13 protein-coding genes and 1 pseudogene are annotated in these 18,945 nt (G+C 36.3%); 10 read left to right on the top strand and 4 right to left on the bottom strand.

Going from position 1 to position 18,945, the window contains the following annotated elements:
* Positions 1-244 precede the first annotated feature (244 nt).
* The 5 genes and pseudogenes from OC457_RS02310 (at position 245) to adhP (ending at position 5,855) form a co-directional block, all read left to right on the top strand.
* Entirely contained in the window at positions 245-1,396 is a 1,152-nt protein-coding gene (locus OC457_RS02310) for an iron-containing alcohol dehydrogenase (RefSeq protein ID WP_262054070.1), read from the top strand.
* 44 nt (positions 1,397-1,440) lie between these two features.
* Positions 1,441-1,632, top strand: a pseudogene (locus OC457_RS02305) (hypothetical protein); the annotation flags it as partial.
* Between the two features lie 75 nt (positions 1,633-1,707).
* Entirely contained in the window at positions 1,708-1,971 is a 264-nt protein-coding gene (locus OC457_RS02300; RefSeq protein ID WP_080175425.1) for a hypothetical protein, read from the top strand.
* 1,100 nt (positions 1,972-3,071) lie between these two features.
* A complete protein-coding gene (locus OC457_RS02295) occupies positions 3,072-4,223 on the top strand; it encodes an iron-containing alcohol dehydrogenase (RefSeq protein ID WP_256383633.1) in 1,152 nt (383 codons plus the stop codon).
* Positions 4,224-4,838: 615 nt separating this feature from the next.
* Positions 4,839-5,855, top strand: a complete 1,017-nt coding sequence (gene adhP / locus OC457_RS02290) for an alcohol dehydrogenase AdhP (protein ID WP_080176584.1) — start codon at positions 4,839-4,841, stop codon at positions 5,853-5,855.
* 82 nt (positions 5,856-5,937) lie between these two features.
* Here the strand turns inward: adhP and dtpA are convergent, their stop codons facing one another.
* Positions 5,938-7,416: a dipeptide/tripeptide permease DtpA gene (gene dtpA / locus OC457_RS02285; RefSeq protein ID WP_080176583.1), complete on the bottom strand. Its 1,479-nt coding sequence runs from the start codon at positions 7,414-7,416 to the stop codon at positions 5,938-5,940.
* Between the two features lie 864 nt (positions 7,417-8,280).
* On the opposite strand from dtpA, the gene OC457_RS02280 reads away from it, so the two are divergent.
* Complete coding sequence (locus OC457_RS02280; protein WP_065208852.1) at positions 8,281-9,432, top strand: iron-containing alcohol dehydrogenase; 1,152 nt, start codon at positions 8,281-8,283, stop codon at positions 9,430-9,432.
* A 767-nt stretch (positions 9,433-10,199) separates the two neighbouring features.
* Here OC457_RS02280 and OC457_RS02275 read toward each other — a convergent pair.
* A complete protein-coding gene (locus tag OC457_RS02275) occupies positions 10,200-10,439 on the bottom strand; it encodes a hypothetical protein (protein WP_080174553.1) in 240 nt (79 codons plus the stop codon).
* Positions 10,440-11,093: 654 nt separating this feature from the next.
* Between OC457_RS02275 and fliB the strand changes: the two genes are divergently transcribed.
* Positions 11,094-12,281, top strand: a complete 1,188-nt coding sequence (gene fliB, locus OC457_RS02270; protein ID WP_080174552.1) for a flagellin lysine-N-methylase — start codon at positions 11,094-11,096, stop codon at positions 12,279-12,281.
* A gap of 541 nt (positions 12,282-12,822) precedes the next feature.
* Here the strand turns inward: fliB and OC457_RS02265 are convergent.
* Positions 12,823-13,167 carry a hypothetical protein gene (locus OC457_RS02265; RefSeq protein WP_080174551.1) on the bottom strand — a complete coding sequence of 115 codons (345 nt, stop codon included), beginning with the start codon at positions 13,165-13,167 and terminating at the stop codon, positions 12,823-12,825.
* A 640-nt stretch (positions 13,168-13,807) separates the two neighbouring features.
* Positions 13,808-15,820, bottom strand: coding sequence for a transketolase (tkt, locus tag OC457_RS02260; RefSeq protein WP_080174550.1), 2,013 nt, complete (start codon positions 15,818-15,820; stop codon positions 13,808-13,810).
* Positions 15,821-16,212: 392 nt separating this feature from the next.
* Between tkt and metK the strand changes: the two genes are divergently transcribed.
* The 3 genes from metK to OC457_RS02245 all read left to right on the top strand — a co-directional run bounded on the left by metK (position 16,213) and on the right by OC457_RS02245 (position 18,845).
* Positions 16,213-17,367 carry a methionine adenosyltransferase gene (metK, locus tag OC457_RS02255; protein WP_080174549.1) on the top strand — a complete coding sequence of 385 codons (1,155 nt, stop codon included), beginning with the start codon at positions 16,213-16,215 and terminating at the stop codon, positions 17,365-17,367.
* A 152-nt stretch (positions 17,368-17,519) separates the two neighbouring features.
* Positions 17,520-18,011 carry a SprT family zinc-dependent metalloprotease gene (locus OC457_RS02250; protein ID WP_080174548.1) on the top strand — a complete coding sequence of 164 codons (492 nt, stop codon included), beginning with the start codon at positions 17,520-17,522 and terminating at the stop codon, positions 18,009-18,011.
* 123 nt (positions 18,012-18,134) lie between these two features.
* Positions 18,135-18,845, top strand: a complete 711-nt coding sequence (locus OC457_RS02245) for an endonuclease (protein WP_080174547.1) — start codon at positions 18,135-18,137, stop codon at positions 18,843-18,845.
* Positions 18,846-18,945 lie beyond the last annotated feature (100 nt).

Raw genomic sequence — 18,945 nt, 5'->3', positions numbered from 1 at the left:
CAGACCTAATCAAAATATATTTTAAAATCAATTATTACCAAATAGTAATAGTGTTTTTGGTTTCCCCTATATTGTTAACTTTTCAGTAATTGTTAATATAGCCCCATCGAAACAGACAGCAACAATAAAAACGGCAAAGGTACATAGGATTCTACCGTATACCTTTCAACGTGAACTCAAATTCAGACTTATGGCGCTTGCGATAAGTCACTATAAATTAATAAAAAATTATCGGAGCTTTACTATGAGCAATGTATTTTACATGCCACCTGTAACCTTAATGGGTCCTAACGCTATTCAATCTCTAGGTGCTGAACTAGCATCAAAAGAATTGAAAAAAGCACTGATTGTTACTGATAGTGTATTAGTCGAAGTCGGTCTTGTTAGCAAGTTAATAGATGAGCTAACAGCACATAACTTAGATTTCGTTGTGTTTGATGGTGTTCAACCAAACCCAACAGAGAAAAACATCGAAGATGGTCTTGCTCTTCTTGCACAAAGCAAAGCAGACTTCGTGATTTCATTTGGTGGTGGTTCTTCTCACGATACTGCTAAAGGTATCGCATTGGTGGCAGCTAACGGTGGTCATATTCGTGATTACTCAAAAGGTGTGCATCTATCTAAGAAACCACAACTTCCATTGGTAACAGTGAACACTACTGCGGGTACAGCATCAGAAATGACTGTATTTGCCATCATCACTAACCAAGAAGATGAAACTAAATACCCAGTAGTTGATAAGCACTTCACCCCTATCATCGCAGTTAACGATTCAGAACTAATGGTAGCAATGCCTACGTTCCTAACTGCAACGACAGGTATGGACGCATTAACTCACGCAGTTGAAGCCTATGTTTCAACAGCAGCAACGCCAATCACTGATGCATCTGCAATCAAAGCGATTGAGTTAATTGTTAACAACTTAGAAGCAGTCGTGAATAACGGTGAAGACCGCGCCGCACGTGATGCAATGCAGTACGGTGAGTACTTAGCAGGTATGGCATTCTCAAATGCTTCTCTAGGTTACGTTCACTCAATGGCACACCAACTAGGTGGTGTTTACAACCTATCTCATGGTTTATGTAACGCAATCCTATTGGCTGAAGTATCACGCTTCAATGCTCAACAAGTACCAGAGCGTTTTGTTGATATCGCAAAAGCAATGGGTGTTGATGTATCAGGCATGACTCAAGAGCAAGCAGTTAACGCAGCCCTTGAAGCGATTGATGCACTATCTGAAAAGGTAGGGACTAAGCAACGTCTAGCTGACCTGGGTGTTACTGAAGATAAACTCGCATTTATGGCACAAAATGCCCTAAATGATGCGTGTTCTTTAACGAACCCTCGTCAAGCAAATCTTGCTGAGATTGTTAATATCTTTAAAGCTCGCATGTAATACGCAATGTCCTACAAAAAGGCTGGGGAACCCCAGCCTTTATTATAAAAAGAAGAGTAGTAACGAAAGGCAAGATCGTAATGCGTGATATGAAAGGCAACAAATACGTTGCTGAAGTAGGCGACGTTATTCTGTTCTCTGCTGACGTTAAAGTTATCTTTGATGCAGAAAGTGACGGTGAAGCAATCTACACAGCACACCGCCAAGCCGCTGAAGATTCTGCACCTGCAAAATAATTTCATTGCCAAATGAAACTTTGAACTTTGTTTAAGGCTTTTTTTATCGGCACAATGCCATTTGGAGAATAAAACATGCCAGAGAATATCGTCGTTCAGATTAGTAACTACAGAAGCTCGCCCAAAAAAGTATCAATAAAAGCATATTGTAATGAGAAGAAAAAGCTACTGAGTGCATTAAACATTTCATTAGAACAATATGAATCTGTTGGACTCATTCAATCTTTGACGCAACTTAAAAATAACAGTAACAATCAACTTACTATTGATAAGTGTAAAGCATTACTTGGATACATTGCTTTAGGTGCAACCATGCGCATGAATTGCTATGCCAGATAAAAACCGTCATCAGTACCACAAGAGGTAGATTTAAAATAAATCTAAGCAGTAAAGAAACACGAGCAAAGAAATTTATTTTAAATCTACCTCACATACAAAAATACCGTCACAATGGACGGTATTTGGCGTTTAATCTATTTATGCGTACTAAATACTGCGCCTTACCGACTGTGATATAGCATAATTTAGCCTGTCTTTAAGCTCTTTTTGTTTTTCTACTTTGCTTTTTATTCCCAATAATCTTCTTATCATTACCATAACAGTCACCTCTTAATTATAACCTTTACTTTAAAAGATTAGCTTTAAAAGTGAAAATTAGCTTCATATACGATATATAAAAATAAGAAACACATCTTAATAGAGCTATAAATTCAATAACGCTTGAAGTATTAAATTATTATCAATCTACTTTACATACAAAAATACCGTCACGATGGACAGTATTTAAAAGTTAACCCATTTATACGATCCGATTCAGACTCGTTGCAATATTAGGATACAAGTAATGGTCTATATCCCTATATAAATCCTTTCTAATTATTACCATATATGACCCATTGCCTGTGTTTTTATGTCATTACATGCTTTTAACTGCATTTGTCATACCTTTCTCAAGGATATATAGACAGTTACCAAAAATAAATGGCAAAATGACAACGATTTCCCTTCGTTATAAACACTATTTACATAGTACTACCACTATATAAAGGCAGTCTATTTTTTAACTTTAATCAATTGATAATTATATCCTTTTCATTTTTTCAAGTAATGTTACTATAAACTTCAAATCAAAATAATCTCTCCCAGAGAAACCTTATTACCTTATTTTTATTTCAAGAGAGCACTAGCCAGTATCAACAAGTAAACCAGTCATTCAATACTTCTTATTATTGCATTATAGTAATAGTGTTTTTGCTTTTATGTATATTGTTAACTTGTCAGTAATTGTTAATATAACCCCATCGAAACAGACAGCAACACTAAAATCGGTAAGGATATACATCACCCCTACAGTATATCCCTCAACGTAAACTCAAATTCAGACTTATGGCTATCGCGATAAGTCATCAAAATTAATAAAAAATTATCGGAGCTTTACTATGAGCAATGTATTTTACATGCCACCTGTAACCTTAATGGGTCCTAACGCTATTCAATCTCTAGGTGCTGAACTAGCATCAAAAGAATTGAAAAAAGCACTTATCGTGACTGATGGTATTCTTGCTGAAATCGGCCTAGTGGATAAACTGACTGATGAGCTAAAAGCACATAACTTAGATTTTGTTGTATTTGATGGTGTTCAACCAAACCCAACTGAGAAAAACATCGAAGATGGTCTTGCTCTTCTTGCACAAAGCAAAGCAGACTTCGTGATTTCATTTGGTGGTGGTTCTTCTCACGATACAGCTAAAGGTATCGCATTGGTGGCAGCTAACGGTGGTCATATTCGTGATTACTCAAAAGGTGTGCATCTATCTAAGAAACCACAACTTCCATTGGTAACAGTGAATACAACTGCAGGTACGGCATCAGAAATGACGGTATTTGCTATCATCACAAACCAAGAAGATGAAACTAAATACCCAGTAGTTGATAAGCACTTCACCCCTATCATCGCAGTTAACGATTCAGAACTAATGGTAGCAATGCCTACGTTCCTAACTGCAACGACAGGTATGGACGCATTAACTCACGCAGTTGAAGCCTATGTTTCAACAGCAGCAACGCCAATCACTGATGCATCTGCAATCAAAGCGATTGAGTTAATTGTTAACAACTTAGAAGCAGTCGTGAATAACGGTGAAGACCGCGCCGCACGTGATGCAATGCAGTACGGTGAGTACTTAGCAGGTATGGCATTCTCAAATGCTTCTCTAGGTTACGTTCACTCAATGGCACACCAACTAGGTGGTGTTTACAACCTATCTCATGGTTTATGTAACGCAATCCTATTGGCTGAAGTATCACGCTTCAATGCTCAACAAGTACCAGAGCGTTTTGTTGATATCGCAAAAGCAATGGGTGTTGATGTATCAGGCATGACTCAAGAGCAAGCAGTTAACGCAGCCCTTGAAGCGATTGATGCACTATCTGAAAAGGTAGGGACTAAGCAACGTCTAGCTGACCTGGGTGTTACTGAAGATAAACTCGCATTTATGGCACAAAATGCCCTAAATGATGCGTGTTCTTTAACGAACCCTCGTCAAGCAAATCTTGCTGAGATTGTTAATATCTTTAAAGCTCGCATGTAATTACCCTGACTATCGGTAATTAATCTGTCGAAAAGGCCGCTGATAAATCAGCGGCTTTTTTTTGACTTTACTCTCAATGTTGACTATTTCTCCCACTTTTTTGATAAAAAATCATTATTACCACCGACTACCTTTATTTTTTAGCCTCTACTCACTCTTTATTATCGATATATCTTAAATCCCCTCCTTGATAAACAGATCATGATATAACTTAAAGATGGTAAAATAAGCAATAAATAGCATATTTATTTTGTAATGGTTAATTGCATTTGAAGTGATTGTTTTTATCTAAAATAGGGTAGATTATGATTATATCAAGTCAATCATATCGTTAATACTTTAAGGAATAAGCTTCTTAAATAAGATATAGCTTTATTTTTAACAATCCCGTTATTATTACTTTAACTTAAAAATTCAATCGTAGCGGTAATATGTATGGCGTCCAATAATAAATTTAATTTAGTGCATTATGATTAATTACACATTTTAAAAAGTTATTCCTCTTAATAAGAAATACGTCAAATATCATTTAGCATTTGGTTTTTAACGAATAGTTTTATTTAACAGAGATAATTTATTCATTTTTCATTTTGTATAAAATAAAGGACATTATATATGAAAGCGGCTATTGCACATGACTTTAAAAAGAAACTCGTAATTGAAAATATTAAGATTCCATCCATTGGTGTCAATGATGTATTAGTAAATATTAAAGCATGTGGTGTTTGTCATACTGATATTCACGCTTGTCAAGGTGACTGGCCTGTTAAGCCTAAAATGCCTCTTATTCCTGGTCATGAAGGGGTTGGTATTGTTACCGAGGTAGGTAAAAATGTTGATCATGTAAAAGTAGGTGATCGTGTCGGTGTTCCTTTCTTATACACAGCTTGTGGCTATTGTGATTACTGTTTAGAAGGAAAAGAAACACTTTGTCCTGATTGTCTTTATACAGGATATCATGTAGATGGTGGTTATGCTGATTACTGTAAAGCAGATGCCCGTTATATTGTAAAAATACCAGATGAGCTTGGTTTTATTGAAGCTGCACCTTTATTTTGTGCAGGTGTGACGTCTTATAAAGCGTTAAAAGTAAGTAATACAAAACCAGGTGATTGGGTTGCGATTGTTGGTGTTGGTGGTCTTGGTCACTTAGCTATACAGTATGCGGTAGCGATGGGATTAAATGTTATTGCTATCGATACTGGTGAAAATAAAAAAGAATTGTCATTACGATTAGGTGCTAAACATTTCATTGATTTTAAAATTGAAACTCCTGAAATTAAAATCAAAGAATTATTAGGCACAGGTGTTCACGCTGCTATTTGTTTAGCAGTATCTAAAGCAGGTTTTGAAAGTGCTTATGCATCAATTCGTAGAGGCGGAACACTCGTATTAGTCGGCTTACCACCAGAAGATATGCCAGTTCCTATTTTTGATACGGTAATTAATGGGATTACATTAGTTGGTTCAATTGTTGGTACTCGTCGAGATTTAGCTGAATGTCTTGATTTTGCAGCACAAGGCAAAATTAAAACAAACATTGAAGTTAGAAAACTAGAAGAGATCAATACTATTTTTGATGAACTTGAAAAAGGCGAAGTAACCGGTCGTATTGTAATGGATTACGAATAATCATTCGCTTATTGAATATAAATAAAAAATCAGTGATTGTAAAATTAATATTACAACCACTGATTTTTTGTATTTAACTAACTTAAAACAATGCAACCGTCGTCTTTTTTGTTTCTCCACGAATAATTCGCGTTAATAACGGCGCGATCACTAACGTTAATAATGCAATTGCTGCCGTGATATATCCGATAAGACTAAATATATGACTATAAATAGTGAGTGTTTGATGAGGATTTACAATCCCCACAGGTGCCGCTGTTAATGTTGCAACCCAACCTGCAAATACTGCTGCGGTAGCTAACGTTAAGAACCACATCCCCATCGCGAACCCCATCATACGCTGTGGAACAAGTTGAGCAACCATTGCCAAGCCTAATCCTGACACCAGCATCTCACCAACAGCCTGAAAAATATAAGATAATACCAGCCAATTAGAACTGATAATACCATCGTTATTTGCAAAATGAGCACCAAGCGCCAACACTAAGAATGAAAAACTGCTAAATACCATACCAATAGCAAACTTCAATGGCATCGCAAAACGATCCCCATATTTATTATATATAATCGCTAGTATAGGGCTTGCGACCATCACCCATAATGAATTCAATGCTTGGAACTGCTCAGGAGCAATAGCAAAACCAAAAAGATCATGAGACACATTATGAATAGCAAAAAAGTTAACTGATGTTGGCATTTGAAGAAAAGGGACAAAAAACATCACACCTTGCAACATTAATATAAACGCTACAATCATTTTTGCACGTTCAAGACCATGAGATAAAAATGACTCTCGAAAATACAGAAAAACAATGATAACACCAACAATAATTAAGATTAAATGTGCATAAAATAGATGCTGTAATAAAATTGAGCTAACAAAACTTAAAACAACAGCACCAATTAAAATACCAATATAATACATAATGTTAACTGGTTTCATGTCAGGCTTTGAGCCTATATTTTTAACTATATGACCACTAATAATAAAATTAGCGATAGTAATAATAAGCCCGGCTGCACTGACTCCAAACGCCAAGCTATAACCAAACTTTTCAGCTATCCAAGGGGTTAATAATATAGAGAAAAAAGATCCTAAATTTACCGCCATATAATACATGGTAAATGCACCATCGAGGCGAGGATCATTTTCACCATACGTTTTAGCAAGTAAACTTGATGGATTCGCTTTAAATAAGCCATTACCCATCGCGATAAAACCCATCGCAATATAAATTAAGTTAGAATCACCATAATTACTACTTGCTGATAATCCTAATAATATATAACCAATAGTTAAAATCATTGCTCCAAGCTTAATGGTACGCTTAGTGCCTAATACTTTATCGCCGACCCAACCACCTATCGCAACAGACCCAAAAACAAGTGCTGTAAAAGCACCAAATAATGTAAAGGTTGCAGATTCAGACATACCAAGAATATTAACCATATATACGGTTAAAATGGCTTGCATTCCATAGAAGCCAAATCGTTCCCAAAACTCTATTGAAAAAATCAAATAAAACGGCTTGGGTTGCTTAAATATGCTCCTGTCGGACATAACTTAATTCCTAAAAAATTCGAGGGTTCGTTAATTTTAATATGCTTATTTATTATCGGTATGATTGGAAAATAAAATAATATCAATAACCTTTTTCATCGCACATAATTAGATATTAATATAAAAACGTGATTAATTTATAAATGTAAAATTAACTCACGAATAAAAATACACTGTCTATATGAGAGCGTTTTAAATATGCTAACATCATTAGCTTAATAACTTTTATACAATTAAAATATTAATAATAATCTAATCGAATAAACATCAGTTCAGTATTAAAACTTAAGATGTAATTTATACTAAAAATTATATTTATCACTATTTTTATTATTACCAAATATAAAAATAGTATTTCTTAATTAACTCTAAAGCGTAAATTAGATCGTATTTTTCAACTGAATAATGTCTATCTTAGAATAAATAATTTAAAACGCCCTTTATCAAAAATAATAATTTCATAAATATGTGTCATTTAAACGGTACTAACAACTAATAATTATCAAACAATACCTTCTTCCAAAAACACTCTAGCCATCACTCGAAATACATATAAGCAGTTGATTTATGGTGTTATTGTTAGAAATTTATCAATAAGCAACACACTAAATCAAGTACCTAAAAATAGATATATATTATCCACCATTAAATTATTACCATATAGTAATAGTGTTTTTGTTTTTAGATACATTGTTAACATGTGGGTAATTGTTAATATAGCTCCATCGAAACAGACAGCAACACTAAAATCGGTAAGGATATACATCACTCCTACAGTATATCCCTCAACGTAAACTCGAATTCAGGCTTATGGCTATCGCGATAAGTCATCAAAAATTAATAAAAAATTATCGGAGCTTTACTATGAGCAATGTATTTTACATGCCACCTGTAACCTTAATGGGTCCTAACGCTATTCAATCTCTAGGTGCTGAACTAGCATCAAAAGAATTGAAAAAAGCACTTATCGTGACTGATGGTATTCTTGCTGAAATCGGCCTAGTGGATAAACTGACTGATGAGCTAACAGCACATAATTTAGATTTCGTTGTGTTTGATGGTGTTCAACCAAACCCAACTGAGAAAAACATCGAAGATGGTCTTGCTCTTCTTGCACAAAGCAAAGCAGACTTCGTGATTTCATTCGGTGGTGGCTCTTCTCACGATACTGCTAAAGGTATCGCATTGGTGGCAGCTAACGGTGGTCATATTCGTGATTACTCAAAAGGTGTACACCTATCGAAAAAACCACAACTTCCATTGGTAACAGTGAATACAACTGCGGGTACGGCATCAGAAATGACGGTATTTGCGATTATCACAAACCAAGAAGATGAAACTAAATACCCAGTTGTTGATAAGCACTTCACCCCTATCATCGCAGTTAACGATTCAGAACTAATGGTAGCAATGCCTACGTTCCTAACTGCAACGACAGGTATGGACGCATTAACTCACGCAGTTGAAGCGTATGTTTCAACAGCAGCAACGCCAATCACTGATGCATCTGCAATCAAAGCGATTGAGTTAATTGTTAACAACTTAGAAGCAGTCGTGAATAACGGTGAAGACCGCGCCGCACGTGATGCAATGCAGTACGGTGAGTACTTAGCAGGGATGGCATTCTCAAATGCTTCTCTAGGTTACGTTCACTCAATGGCACACCAACTAGGTGGTGTTTACAACCTATCTCATGGTTTATGTAACGCAATCCTATTGGCTGAAGTATCACGCTTTAATGCTCAACAAGTACCAGAACGTTTTGTTGATATCGCAAAAGCAATGGGTGTTGATGTATCAGGCATGACTCAAGAGCAAGCAGTTAACGCAGCCCTTGAAGCGATTGATGCACTATCTGAAAAGGTAGGGACTAAGCAACGTCTAGCTGACCTGGGTGTTACTGAAGATAAACTCGCATTCATGGCACAAAATGCCCTAAATGATGCGTGTTCTTTAACTAACCCTCGTAAAGCAAACCTTGCTGAGATTGTTAATATCTTTAAAGCTCGCATGTAATTACCCTGACTATCGGTAATTAATCTGTCGAAAAGGCCGCTGATAAAGCAGTGGCTTTTTTGACTGAATTTTAAAACTATAAACAAGCATTATTTAAATAAATGTTTTATATATAAATACTTTACTAACAACTAATTACGATAAAGATAAGCTAACTCTTTATATGTAAAACTACGAAGAAAAGAAATTACAGACAAATATAATATGCAATGTATGAATATAAGAAAACAGAGAGAATTATTTATTGTAAGCATAATAAGTTTACTTGTTTTTATCGTTGCGTCATTATTAATAATTGAGGTTATTTTTTAATTTAATATAGAAATAACCATATTATAATATGCATCTCATACGATAAAGACCACTTAAGCGACCATATTCAATAACACCATTAGATTTAAAATTACTCAAAACTCAGCTCAAACACCTCAAAATAGATTTATTTCAAATTTACCCTACATACAAAAAACCTAAAAAGCACGCCTAGAAATAATTTTAAGACCATAAACACCCATCATTCGACACCCTGTATGACTTTTATCTAAATACAGCGTCCAACCACAAAAAGACCGCCTCGATGGACTAATGCCGTTCACTTAAGCCTGAAATCCTTATGGATAAAGGCTTTTGATAATTAAAGAACCTAGCTATAGCTGGATTCTTTGCTATTTGGAATATTTTATTTTGTACATAAAACAAATAAAATATCCTTAAGTGAACGGCATTAACCTCGATGGACGGTGTTTAATATCACAAACTATATGTGCTTATGAAACTAATTCTCTTTCTACCCGATAAAACTCATTTATTAATTTATTAAATGATAAATCTACATATCTCCCTTTAGTTAACAGCAATGAAATCTCATAATTTTCATTGTTAATAACTAATGCGATTATTTTATTTTTATTAATAACAACATATTCCATATCATCATCACCAATAACAGAAATAATTCCGTTAACACTTATCCCATCTACTAACTGAATTTTAATAAAACTCATCATCAATAAAAATTATAAAATATCATCTTACATTCATGCATAAAAAATATATACAGAAATCATTAAATAAACTTATACTTCCTAATAAGGAATTACTTATAGTCTATATATACTTATAAGGTATACGTAGGTGGGATAATCACTTAAAGTATTCGCCTTAACACTGTATCGCAAAGGCCGGCTAAGTGACCCTATACTTTAGATTTATTTTAAATCTACCTTGCATACAAAAATACCGCCTCAAATTAGGCGGTATTTAACAGTTAATCTATTTATATGAACCGCTTTTGTAAACAAAATATGCGCCTTACCGACTGTGATATGGCAAAATTTAGCCTGTCTTTAAGCTCTTTTTTTCTACTTTGCTTTTTATTCCCAATAATCTTCTTATCATTACCATAACTACACCTATTAATTACAATCTTTACTTTAAAGATTAGCTTAAAATGCGAGATCTAAAAATAAGAAACACATCTTAATAGGTCTATAAATTGTTAGCATTTAATAAAAATTTACAAAAAATACAGCTTAAAATTCACCCTATTTAATTTTTAACACCTTACGATTGAACTAAAAATCTAGTTTTACTTGATCGCCTTATTAATCGTGCATAACATGCATTAATCAATAATAATTAGAGATGAAAAATATAAATATATGAGATTAATTATCACGCCTGAATATATAAAAAATTTCTCATGCATTGCCGAAAAATGTGAAGACCACTGTTGTCATAGTTGGGATATCTCAATAGATAAATCAACATATCAATTCATGACTCAAAAGAGTTCACTAAAAGTAAAATCAGCAGATGTAATCATGCGAACTAAAGGTGATACATCCCCTTATTACGCAAAAATCCGTCTTAATAACGACGGTGTTTGCCCTTTCCGTGAAGAAAACGGGTTGTGCGAAGTACATAAAGAGCATGGTCACCAACGTTTATCACAGACGTGTCAAACCTACCCTCGGTCATCTACAATCCGTGGTAATAAAAAAGAACACAACTTATATTTATCTTGTCCAGAAGCCGCAAGACAAATATTACTTAACCCTACTTCTATGCAGTTTCATCAAAAAAACACCACTAACGATGCATTTGATGAAAACAACTATACTCGCCCTAATTGGTATGAAGCAGTTCAACAATTTATCATTGACATTCTTTTTATTAATAACATTAGTTTAGAACAACGTCTTTTTTATATAGGTGTAACATTACGTTTAATTGAACCTCATAAAGATAACATAGAAGAATTACAAAAAAGACTACAGTTATGTTGTGAAAAAATTAATAATAATGACTTTGAAAAACTATATAGTGAGCAACGTACTTCATCTGATTTCTATCCGAGCTTATTAATTAAAATTTTTAACTACCATATAAATCAAGACTCATCTCACAGTTATAAAATAGCATCTTCACGTTTTAATTTATTATACCAGCAGCTACTTAATGCACTAAGCCTTACTAAAAGTGATAGCCATAAGCAATACAAAATCCTTCAACATGGTTTCACCAATCACTATCGAGAATACTTTGCTAAGAATAGTCATATTTGGATTAACTATATTATTTATATATTCTACGAAAATGACTTCCCTTCAAAATCTATGTGCCAAGTATTCGATAACTTAATTGATGATATTTTCATCATTCGTGGTGCATTATCAGCATTAGCTTCTATGCGTCCATTGACTGATGATGATGTGATTTTAGTAATACAAACTTATCATCGCACGCGCAGCCATAATAAAGATTATATTAATGACATAAAAAAAATAAGAAGTGAAGTTGGTATAAATGAAGAGTTGCTTTCATTAATGCTAATCAAAGCACACTAAAAATTCATTTTTAATTAAAGATGCATACAAATTATTGTTCTTCTTACATAATTTGTAGAACTAGGGTAAATAAAAAACCACAAGGAAGTGGTACTCATAAGATGCATAAAATCACTCCATATTAACCCTATCTAAGTCCCATTCAATAGCCTCTAGAAACGATTTTAAAGCCACAAAGACCTATTACTCGACATATAAGTCTTACTTTGCGCTAAAAACGGCTGTATTTAATAGTATCCATCTATCCCGCACTTTGTAATCATACTTCATGTACCCCCCCCCAAGGTAACTATTTTAAAACGTTTTATTCGCCTCAATCAGCTTACAAGTAACGTTATTATTTTGTTGTTAGTGTTACTCAATTCCAAAATTCTCATTTAAATGCTATTGGTTAGCCTCTTCTGTAAAAGTCAGCTGTTATATCCTGCTAACATCATAACAATGCCTCACCGTTACAGCGGGCGTAATACCAGCATCTCCACAATATTTAGAGACAAAAAAGGCCGCCTGAGCGACCTTTCTACAATTCATATCAAATGATTTACCACGCTAAACCACATGCGCTCGCTTTTGCTTTTGCAAGGCTGTAGTACTTACGCTTAACAAGGTAATTACCGTCGTTTTTAAGCCCTTCGACACGTAACCATTTATTTTTGCCAAAACGTGCTTTCACAGGTACGCCAACAGCAAAACGCTTACCCGATTGATATTTTGCGACATAAAAACTATCACGAACTTTAAAGATATAACCGTTATTACCACAAATTCGAGCACTCTCAACGCGACCTTTTTTAGTCTCGCCCCAGTTACCCCAACCATTAGCGTGAGTAGGTAAAGAAGTCATCGCAACTAGACCAACTAATAATCCTAAAATAGCTTTTTTCATCACAACACTCTAAAAAGTAAACTTATGAGTTTATTTTAATCATAATCAAAAGAAAGAAAAGATAAATAATGTAACAAAACTAAAAATTGACAAATGTCAGCAAAATACATCGCTAACAGAATTTATAAATATAATAATATAACCAAAAAGCATAGCTTTAATGAATACTGATTTTTTTATACTAAATACGCTTAACTTTAAACACAAAAAAGGCTTTGAACAATCGGTTCAAAGCCTTCTTAAAAAATAGTTTATGGTTAAGGAAAACCCTAACATCAACTTTACTTGGTTATGTTACCGCTTTTATACATAGGAGCGAATACAGGCGTGTAAAGTGCAATAATTTTATTAACGATACCAGTCATATCTTTTTCCTCAAAAAACTAAGCTTTTTTAGTAATGAAACCATAGCCTAACCATTGATTCTATAAGGCTTGTGGTCGTGTCTCGATAAGGCTCATTATAGGTATTCTCTTACGCTTTTAAAGCGATAAAAACAATCGCTTCGAATTAGTTTTAATAATGCGAATTATCGTTAAATACTGCCGTTCACTTTAATGGTCAACTGGAATTATCGACATAAAAAAAGACCGCAATTAGCGGTCTTTATAAAGGAAAAACTTGAGGCTAAAAATTCATATTACCCAAGTAACTCATTGGCATTCTTAACGATATTTTCTACCGTAAAACCAAACATCTTAAATAGCTCATCGGCAGGGGCTGACTCACCAAAAGTTGTCATCCCGATAATGCGACCGTTAAGACCCACATATTTGTACCAGTAATCCGCAATACCCGCTTCAATAGCAATACGCACAGTTACATTTGCAGGTAATACACTTTCACGGTAAGCGGCAGTTTGCTTATCAAATAAATCCGTCGCAGGCATAGAAACCAAACGAACTTGACGACCCGCAGCGGTTAACTCTGCGTACGCTTGTGCTGCAATACCCACTTCAGAGCCTGTCGCAATTAAAATAAGCTCAGGCTCAGCAGCACAATCTTTAAGAATGTAGCCACCTTTAGTGATGTTCGCTACTTGCTCTGCATTACGATCCTGCTGATCAAGGTTTTGACGCGAGAAAATTAACGCTGTTGGACCATCTTTACGCTCTATCGCATATTTCCAAGCAACCGCAGATTCAACCTGATCACAAGGACGCCACGTACTCATATTGGGTGTTAAACGAAGTGATGCAACCTGCTCTACTGGCTGGTGTGTTGGACCATCTTCACCCAAACCAATGGAGTCGTGAGTGTAAACCTGAATATTTTGCACCTTCATCAAAGCTGCCATACGCAGTGCATTACGGGCGTATTCCATAAACATAAGGAAGGTTGCACCATAAGGAACAAAACCACCGTGTAATGCAATACCGTTAATGATGGCCGTCATACCAAATTCACGTACGCCATAGTGAATGTAGTTGCCAGATGCATCAGTCGGTGTCAGTGATTTAGAACCTGACCACATGGTTAAGTTTGATGGTGCTAAATCAGCAGAGCCACCCATAAACTCAGGTAATAACTGACCGTACGCCTCTAGTGCATTTTGTGATGCTTTACGTGATGCGATATTGGCAGGGTTCGCTTGCAGATCGGTGATGATCTTTGAAGTTTCAGCGTCCCAGTTAGTTGGTAAGTCACCGTTCATTCGACGAGTAAATTCAGCCGCTAATTGAGGGTAAGCTGCGCTATAAGCGGCAAACTTTTGCTCCCACGCGGTTTCTTTCGCATTACCCGCTTCAATAGCATTCCACTTTGCCGCAATATCAGCAGGAATTTCAAATGGACCGTGGTTCCAACCTAAGAATTCACGCGCAGCAGCAATTTCTTCTGCACCTAATGGCGCGCCGTGACAGTCATGTGAACCGGCTTTATTCGGTGAACCAAAGCCAATAATGGTTTGGCAGCAAATAAGGGTTGGTTTTGCTGTTTCAGCTTGTGCAGCAGCAATCGCAGCATTGATCGCGTCAGCATCATGGCCATCAACAGTTGAAATTACATGCCAGCCATAAGCTTCAAAGCGTTTGGCTGTGTCATCAGTAAACCAGCCTTCTACTTCACCATCAATAGAGATGCCGTTGTCATCCCAGAACGCAATTAGCTTACCAAGACCGAGAGTACCAGCTAATGAACATGCTTCATGAGAGATACCTTCCATCATGCAACCATCACCCATAAAGGTGTAGGTATAGTGATCGACAATCTCATGCCCTTGCTGGTTAAATTGCTCTGCCATGGCTTTTTCTGCCAGTGCCATACCCACCGCATTGGTAATGCCTTGACCTAAAGGACCGGTAGTCGTTTCAACACCTGGCGCGTAACCGTATTCTGGATGACCTGGTGTTTTTGAGTGTAATTGACGGAAATTTTTAAGATCATCAATTGATAAATCATAACCTGTCAAATGAAGCAGAGAGTAAATAAGCATTGAGCCATGGCCGTTTGATAATACGAAACGATCACGATCAGCCCAGTTTGGATTTTGTGGATTATGATTCAAATGATCACGCCACAATACTTCAGCAATATCTGCCATTCCCATCGGCGCACCCGGATGACCTGAGTTCGCTTGTTGCACACCATCCATACTAAGTGCACGAATTGCATTGGCTAGTTCTTTACGAGACACCGCATTGCTAGAAGACATATCTGCTCCAAATAGTCATAAAATAATAATTTACGAATAAATAATGTCGCTATTTATCAGCGAGCACTTAATTTCGTTTCAATATTGTCTCAAATAGATGCCATTGACTGCAAACGTTTTCGTTTTTAAAAAATCCAGTTTATTCAACAATATGCAATCTATTCAATTTTAAGTTTTTGTATTCAAAACAGTAACAATAAAAACCATAACCTTGCATCAATGCGGTTTTTGTCTAAATCCTTACAGATTACATTGTTGATTTTATAACTGGCAGGGGTATTATAGACGTCTAGACGGAGGTAGCTCTATACATATAAACGTATAGAATGCAGTGCAGTATCAGTATTACCGCTACCGTTCTACCAAATTTATGAATATAAGTGAGACCATCAATGGCTAAACATCTGTTTACTTCTGAATCGGTATCAGAAGGACATCCAGATAAAATTGCAGATCAAATTTCAGACGCAGTCTTGGATGCAATTTTAGAACAAGATCCTAAAGCACGTGTTGCTTGTGAAACTTACGTAAAAACTGGCATGGTAATGGTCGGTGGCGAAGTAACAACATCTGCTTGGGTTGATATCGAAGAAATCACTCGTGAAACAGTCCGTGAAATTGGTTATATTCATTCGGATATGGGCTTTGATGCTAATTCTTGTGCTGTTTTAAATACCATTGGTAAGCAATCACCAGACATCAACCAAGGCGTTGATAAAGCAGACCCTAAAGAGCAGGGCGCTGGTGACCAAGGTATTATGTTTGGTTATGCAACCAACGAAACTAAAGAGTTAATGCCTGCACCAATTACTTACGCACACCGTCTTGTTCAACGTCAAGCGCTTGTACGTAAGAACGGCAGCCTACCTTGGTTACGTCCTGATGCTAAATCTCAAGTAACGTTTGAATACGATCAAGGTAAAATTGTTGGTATTGATGCAGTTGTATTATCAACTCAGCACAGTGATTCAATTTCAACAGCGGATCTACGTGAAGCTGTAATGGAAGAAATCATCAAACCCGTACTACCTGAAGAGTGGTTACGTAAAGAAACTAAATTCTTTATCAACCCAACCGGTCGTTTCGTTATCGGTGGCCCAATGGGTGACTGTGGCTTAACAGGTCGTAAAATTATCGTTGATACCTACGGCGGTGCAGCACGTCACGGCGGCGGTGCATTCTCAGGTAAAGATCCATCAAAAGTTGACCGTTCAGCAGCATACGCAGCACGTTATGTAGCGAAAAATATCGTTGCCGCTGGTATGGCTGACCGTTGTGAAATTCAACTTTCATACGCTATCGGTGTTGCTGATCCAACGTCTATCATGATTGAAACGTTCGGTACTGAGAAAGTCCATCAAGAAATTATCATTGAAGCAGTTCGTCAACACTTCGACCTACGCCCATACGGCCTACAAGAAATGTTAAACCTACTTCAGCCTATCTACAAAAAGACGGCTGCATATGGTCACTTTGGTCGTGAAGAATTCCCTTGGGAAAAAACAGACAAAGTAGACGCACTACGCGACTTCGCTAAACTTAAATAATAATAAATTTAAGTTTATCAAATACTAAGGGACGATTATTCGTCCCTTTTTTATATATAAAATAAAATAATCGTCAATATTTATCCTGCCGTGTATAGTCGATCACGTTTATTCTCTGCTGCACAATCGATTAATCTAGGGTATTTCACACTATGACACCGCTACAAAAGCAAGTGCTTACTCACGTAGAGTGCTGCATCAAACATGCTAATCAACGCCTCAATAAACGCCTGCCTATGCCCACTGTAAATTTTAATCAGCGTGGAAAAATTGCCGGAACAGCCCATCTACAAAAATGGGAATTACGCTTTAACCCCATCTTGCTGGCTGAAAATCCTGATGCCTTTATCAATGAGGTAGTTGCTCACGAAGTTGCCCATTTAGTGGTATTTAAACACTTTGGTCGCGTTCGTCCTCATGGTCGCGAATGGCAAATAATCATGACAGCTGTGTTTAATGTCGAACCTAAAACTACTCACAACTTTAATGTCAGTTCAGTAGCAGGCACAACTTATATTTACCACTGCCCATGTAGTGAATACCCACTCACTATTCGTCGCCATAATAAGGTTAAACGCGGTCAAGCGAGCTACCACTGTCGCAAATGCAAACAACCGTTACAATATAAGACTGATGCTCAATAATCAGAATAATGTTCAGTTATAGTAATAACGTGAATTAACAGTTACAGCATAGCGTCTGCACCCTCCCAAAAAGATAAATATCAGTAAGCTAAAACTACTGTTTATTTTTTATTGGGATATTCAATGAAATTTCCATCTAACTGGCTTATCTTCGCCGCATTGATACCTACAGTTACTGTTGCAGACCCTTCTTCTTCAACCTCTTTTGCTAAATCAAAAAAAATCGCTGTTGAAATCTATCAAGCACATCCCGTTAGTTTTTATTGTGGCTGCCCAATTAAATGGGTCAATAAAAAAGGTGTACCTGAATTAGAACAATGTGGTTATAAAGTCAGAAAACAACAGCGACGCGCAAGTCGTATTGAGTGGGAGCATGTTGTTCCTGCATGGCAATTTGGTCATCAACTTCAGTGTTGGCAAGAAGGCGGCCGCAAAGCCTGTAAGAAGGTTCAAAAATTTAGAGTAATGGAGGCTGATCTTCACAATTTAACCCCAGCTATCGGAGAGGTAAATGGCGATCGTTCTAACTTTAATTTCAGACCTTGGAATGACGATAGTGGTGTTAGTTATGGGCAATGCAAAATGCGAATAGATTTTAAAAATAAACGCGCAAACCCTCCAGAATCAGCACGTGGAGCAATAGCGCGTACTTACTTATACATGAACCAACAATATGATTTTTCACTATCAAAACAGCAACGACAATTAATGGCAGCATGGCATAAACAATACCCAGTGACACAATGGGAGTGCCAACGTGATCAACTGATTGCGGCTAAACAAGGTAATCACAATACTTTCGTTGTTGAGGCATGTGAAAAAGCCAATTTTTGATATCCTCCCCTCCCTCGCTTTGCGGTAATGGCGTAAACAGCCCCATAAATATTTGGTTTACGCCTAACTGATAAACCAAATATTCTCTGATAATAATGGT

It is taken from the genome of Photobacterium toruni (assembly GCF_024529955.1).
Taxonomy (GTDB): Bacteria; Pseudomonadota; Gammaproteobacteria; order Enterobacterales; family Vibrionaceae; genus Photobacterium; species Photobacterium toruni.
This window is presented reverse-complemented; position numbering and strand designations above follow the sequence as displayed.